Source organism: uncultured Sphingomonas sp., assembly GCF_913778135.1.
Classification (GTDB): domain Bacteria; phylum Pseudomonadota; class Alphaproteobacteria; order Sphingomonadales; family Sphingomonadaceae; genus Sphingomonas.
The window spans coordinates 1-5,221 of record NZ_CAJYVU010000168.1 but is presented as its reverse complement, the minus strand read 5'-3'; the positions used below and the strand labels follow the sequence as shown (position 1 = coordinate 5,221).

Below are 5,221 nucleotides of genomic sequence, written 5' to 3'. Positions count from 1 at the left end.
GGAACGGTCAGGGGGGAGGGTTCGGCATGCGACATGCGCGCCGCTTGCCAGCCGGGTTGTGCTATGGCAAGGCGCGCCCCACTTCGCAGGGCTTACCTGCAGAACCACCCATCCGAAAGGCTTTCACGGCATGATCCAGCCGGAATGGGGCACGAAGCGTACGTGCCCGAAATGCGCGACGCGTTTCTATGACCTCACCAAGGACGACCCCATCACCTGCATCAATTGCGGGTATGCCTGGGCGCCCGAGCCGATTTTGAAGTCGAAGCAGCCGATGCCGTTCGAGGCGGCGAAGACGACCAAGCAGGACGCCGACAACGATCTCGCCGGCGACGATGAGGATATGGATCTGGCGCCGAACGAGGACGAAGAGCCCTCGGCCGACGACGAGGTCGATCTGGGCGGCGACGACGATCTTGGCGTGGAAGCCAGCAAGGACGACGACGAGAACTGATTTTTTGTGTTCCGGCTTGGCAAATGGTGCAATCCACCGCTTGCCAAGCCCGCAGCGCCCGGTTAGTGGGCGCTTCCCAACGGAAATGGGGCCGTAGCTCAGCTGGGAGAGCGTCGCAATGGCATTGCGAAGGTCAGGGGTTCGATCCCCCTCGGCTCCACCATTTCCCTCCTGCATACTGTAGTTCAGTTTCGCGCATCTGCGTGCACGTATGCGCATCGGCGCACGGCGGCCTTGAGCGAAGCTCGGCTAGTCAGTTGCCTCAACGAGGCGCGCGTTCGTGAAGGCGCGAAATCGTGCGTGGTCAGGCATCCCGATCGAATGGCGTCGACACGATCGTGACTTTGGTCACATGCCAATTGCTTCTACCCGCCACGGCATGATTGTGTTCTAACGCTCCGCGGCAAGTCTTTCGCTTGTGGGAAAGATCGCCGAACAAAAGGGAGCGAGCATGCTGAACGATTTCAAAGCCTTTATCATGCGCGGCAACGTGCTCGATCTCGCGGTTGCCGTGATCATCGGTGCGGCGTTCAGCAAGATCGTGACCTCGCTGACCGAAGACGTGCTGATGCCGATTATCGGCAAGATCTTCGGTGGCCTTGATTTTTCGAGCTATTTTCTCGTCTTGTCACCGGAGAAGGTGCCGCCGGCACTGGTCGGATCGACCGACTATGTCGCGCTGAAGAAGGCGGGCGTGCCGCTGCTGGGATATGGCGAGTTCATCACGCAGGCGGTCAACTTCCTAATCGTCGCCTTCATCATCTTCCTGCTCGTCCGCTCGGTGAACCGCCTGCTCGCGTTCCACCACAAGCCGGTCGATGAAGCGCCAAAGGCCGAGCCCGCTGAACTGGTGCTGTTGCGCGAGATTCGCGACGAACTACGCCAGCGTCCGCCAGCAGCTTAATCTTGGCGTGACCGCGCCGGGTACCGCCGACGCGGTGCCCGGCGCCCGCGACTTACAGGCCGAAGCGCAGCGTTGCGCGCAGGTCGCGTCCGGCGAGCGGCGCGAAGTCCTTCAGGAAGCTCGACGCGCGGCGGGCGTTCACGTCGAAAATGTTGTTCGCGCTCAGCACCAGCTGCGTCTTGTTCGCGCGGCCGAACGGAGAAAAGGCGAGGCTGGCGTTGACCAGCGTATAATCGTCAGTCGCCGTCTCGAACGCGGCGGTGCGGTTCTGCTCAAACAGATGCTCGACCTCCGCGCGCGCGGTGAAGGCGTCGCCCTGCGCCTCCACGCCGCCGAGCACGCGCGGCGCCGGAATGCGCGGCACCGGCCCCTGATCGACGACATTGGCGTGGACGTAATCGCCCAGCACGTCGGCGTTGATCCGCGTGGTGCCGATCGTGAAGAGGTTGGCGGAGAGATCGGCCTCGAAGCCGTAGTAATGCGCGTCGGCCTGATTGTACTGGAAGCAGGGCAGGTCGACCGTGCGCCCGGCAGCGCCGTATTGCACCGCCGCAGCCTCGCAGATGCCCTGGTTCACCTGGTTCTCGTAGATGAAGTTGGTGATCCAGTTGTAATAGGCCGAAGCGTCGAAGTTTACGCGATCGCTGTGCGCGTGAAGCGTAGCCTCTAACCCCCAGCTGCGCTCCAGCCGGAAGTCGGGGTTGCCCAGTTCATAGGCCTGCGTGCCGGCATGGCCGCCGTTGGCGAACAGCTCCTCGGCCGAGGGCGCGCGTTCGGTGTAGGAGCCGTTAACGCCGACACGAAGGGCGTCGGTGAAGCCGTAGCTGGCGCCGAGCGAGCCCGAGAAGGCACCGTAGCTCGCCTTGCCGACGAAGAAACGCTGGTCGGCATCAGTCTTCGCCGCCTGATCGGTCCATTCATATCGCGCGCCCGCCTCCGCCTTCAGCTTGCCGAAGTCGAACTGCTGGAGCGTGAAGAGGCCGGTCTGGTTCGTTTCATTGCGCGGCAGGAAAGCCTCGTCGCCAACGACGTTGAACTGGCGGTTGAAATACTGAACGCCGGACGCGCCCGACCACACACCACGGCGTGCCTGGACCAGCTCCAGCCGCCCCTCGAGCCCGTTGTTGTAGAAGGCGGTGCCGACCGAGCCATCGGGTTCCAGCTCGAAGTGGCGATAGGTCGCCTGGCCGGCGCGGATGCGGATGCGATCGAGGAAACCGCCACCGGTCTCGACCTCGCCGCGCAAGTCGACGCGGTTCTGGACGAGGTCGAGGCGCGGCGCCTCCTGCTCCTGGCCAACCTGCGTCGCGTAGCGCGTCGGGATGCCGTAATTGCTGTCGTAATGACTGTAGCTGATGCCGAGCTGTCCGGTGTCGGTGATGATGCTGGCGCCAACGCCCGCGGTCCACGTCTCCGACTGGCTGTTGGGCAGCTTGCCACGGATCGCGGCATTGGCGGCGAAGTCGATCGGCTCCTCGCCGGGTGCGACATCCTGAGGAAGGCCGACCTGGCTGAGCGCCGCCGCGCGCGCGGCACGCGACAGCGCGAAGCCGCCGATACGCAGATTGTCGGTCTTCAGATACGAACCGTCGGCATGCAGGACGAGGTGGCGGCCGACCGCCACGTCGCCCGCCATCTCGGCCGAACGCTCGTTCGCGGCCGAGCCGTAGTTGGCGATCCCGCTCAGGCGGTAGCCGTTCTCCGGCACGGTGCGCGGAATGCGCGTGTCGACGACGTTGACGACGCCGCCGACCGCGGACGAGCCAAATAGGAGCGCGCTGGGACCGCGAAGCACCTCGATCCGCTCGGCGAGCAAGGGATCGACGACGACCGCGTGATCGACGCTGGTGTTCGACACGTCGATCGCGCCAATACCGTCGGTCAGCACGCGGATACGCTCGCCCTGAAAGCCGCGCAGGATCGGGCGCGAGGCCGACGGGCCGAACGAGGTCGCCGACACGCCGGGCAGCCGCGACAGCGTCTCGCCAATCGTCGGGCGCAGATCGCGGGTCAGCGCCTCGCCCGAGAGGACCGAAGTGCCCTGGAGCACGTCGCGCTCGCTGCGCTCGACCGGCGCGGTGACGATGATGTCGCCAACGCTCGGTTGCCGCGCCGAGGTCGCGACGGTTGCGGAACCGGAACCCTGCTGCACGTTGGTGGCGCCGGTACCGCCCGACGCGGACTGTGCGAGCGCCGGGCCGGCGATCGCGACGGCAGCGAGGCTGACGGTTGCACGCAAGAACTTGGTCATCACTGTTTCCCTGAACACCTGCGGTGGCGCCTAGGAGCAACGTTGCGACATATCAAGCGCAATGTTACATCATCGCACCGGCACCGCGCTGCTTCGTCGCGTATCTACTCGGGGACAAAATGCGCAGTCGGCGCTATCGGGCGATCGAGACGGGCTTGCCGACGCACGCGGCGGACACGCAATTTTTTGGAGACGTGATGATCGATCGTGAGGAATGCCGCTTGGCAAGTGTATCGAGGCACGACCGGTGGCGTTGAAGCCCAGCCCAGCCGGCGTGGCGGTGGTCGCGTGCAACACCTGCCGCCACTCAGCCGAGGCGCGTGAGGATGCCGAGGGGAAGCGCGGCGGCGCACGAATGGTCGAGGCACTGCAACGGGTGGCCGCGGATGATCCCGTCTTCGCGAGCATCGCGATCGAAGAAATGCCGTGCCTGTTCGCCTGCCAGGACTTCTGCACGGTGCATCTGCGCGCGCCGGAGAAGGTCGGCTATGTCATGGGGCGGTTCGTACCCGGCGATGAGGCAGCGCAAGCGATCCTGGAATATGCGCGCGCCTATGCCGACAGCGAGTGGGGTCAGGTGCCGTTCAAGCAGTGGCCACAGGGCGTGAAGGGACATTTCATCACGCGGACGCCACCGCCAGGCTTCGTGGTCGAGTGATCCGGTTTGATCGCGCTGCGGCCTTCGATACAGCATTGCGAGCCTTGCCGGCAGCAGATGCGCAGGCGCGTGAAGCGGCGGCGGTGCGGCAGGGGCTGTTGACCAAACCGGCGGGGTCGCTGGGGCGCCTCGAAGAAATCGCGATCTTCATGGCGGGTTGGCAGCAGCGCGAGCGCCCGCGGATCGAGCGCGGTCGGGCCGTCGTGTTCGCGGGCAACCACGGCGTGGTCGCGCAGGGCGTCAGCGCCTTTCCGGCGAGCGTGACCGCGCAGATGGTCGCGAATTTTGAGCGCGGCGGCGCGGCGATCAACGCATTGGCGGCGAGTGCCGGGCTGACGTTGCGGGTCGTGCCGCTCGACCTCGATCGTCCAACCGAAGATTTCACAAGCGCGGCGGCGATGAGCGAGGCGGAATGCCTGTACGCGCTGAATGCGGGCGCAGCGGCGATCGGTGATGCCGACCTGCTCGTGCTCGGCGAAATGGGGATCGGCAACTCGACCGCGGCAGCGGCGCTGGCGGCGGCGAGCTTCGGCGGTGAGGGACGCGACTGGGTAGGTCCGGGCACGGGGGTCGACAGCGATGGTGTCTCGCGCAAGGCAGCAGTGGTCGATGCGGCGCTGTTGCGTCACGAGAGCGGCCTGAACACGCCATTCGAGATCCTGCGACGGCTGGGCGGACGCGAGATCGTCGCGATCGCGGGTGCGGTGATCGCGGCGCGGCATGCGCGCGTCCCGGTCGTGCTCGACGGCTTCATCGCCTCCGCGGCGGTGGCGCCGCTCGCGACGGCAATGCCGGCGATCGTCGAACACCTGATCGCGGGGCATTGCTCGGCCGAGCCGGGTCACCGGCGCCTGCTCGATCGCCTGCACCTGCGCCCACTGCTGTCGCTCGACATGCGGCTGGGCGAGGGGAGCGGCGCAGCGGTGGCGGTGAGCGTGATCCGCGCCGCGCTTG

The 5,221-nt window shown here is 65.9% G+C and carries 5 protein-coding genes and 1 tRNA gene; 5 read left to right on the top strand and 1 reads right to left on the bottom strand.

Going from position 1 to position 5,221, the window contains the following annotated elements:
• Positions 1-130: 130 nt before the first annotated feature.
• The 3 genes from QZ847_RS15170 to mscL all read left to right on the top strand — a co-directional run bounded on the left by QZ847_RS15170 (position 131) and on the right by mscL (position 1,358).
• The gene (locus QZ847_RS15170; RefSeq protein WP_294188795.1) at positions 131-454 is read left to right on the top strand and encodes a TIGR02300 family protein; all 324 of its coding nucleotides are present in this window, start codon (positions 131-133) and stop codon (positions 452-454) included.
• 87 nt (positions 455-541) lie between these two features.
• Positions 542-617, top strand: a tRNA-Ala gene (locus QZ847_RS15165).
• A gap of 288 nt (positions 618-905) precedes the next feature.
• Positions 906-1,358 (top strand): large conductance mechanosensitive channel protein MscL, encoded by a 453-nt coding sequence (gene mscL / locus QZ847_RS15160; protein ID WP_294358021.1) that lies wholly within the window; start codon positions 906-908, stop codon positions 1,356-1,358.
• Positions 1,359-1,410: 52 nt separating this feature from the next.
• Here the strand turns inward: mscL and QZ847_RS15155 are convergent, their stop codons facing one another.
• On the bottom strand, positions 1,411-3,609 hold the full coding sequence (locus QZ847_RS15155; protein ID WP_294358019.1) for a TonB-dependent receptor: 2,199 nt from the start codon (positions 3,607-3,609) through the stop codon (positions 1,411-1,413).
• Positions 3,610-3,823: 214 nt separating this feature from the next.
• Here QZ847_RS15155 and QZ847_RS15150 point away from each other — a divergent pair, with 214 nt between their 5' ends.
• Positions 3,824-4,267 (top strand): DUF1636 domain-containing protein, encoded by a 444-nt coding sequence (locus QZ847_RS15150; RefSeq protein ID WP_294358016.1) that lies wholly within the window; start codon positions 3,824-3,826, stop codon positions 4,265-4,267.
• A partial coding sequence (gene cobT / locus QZ847_RS15145; RefSeq protein WP_294358013.1) for a nicotinate-nucleotide--dimethylbenzimidazole phosphoribosyltransferase occupies positions 4,264-5,221 on the top strand: 958 nt, incomplete at its 3' end. The genes QZ847_RS15150 and cobT, both read left to right, overlap by 4 nt.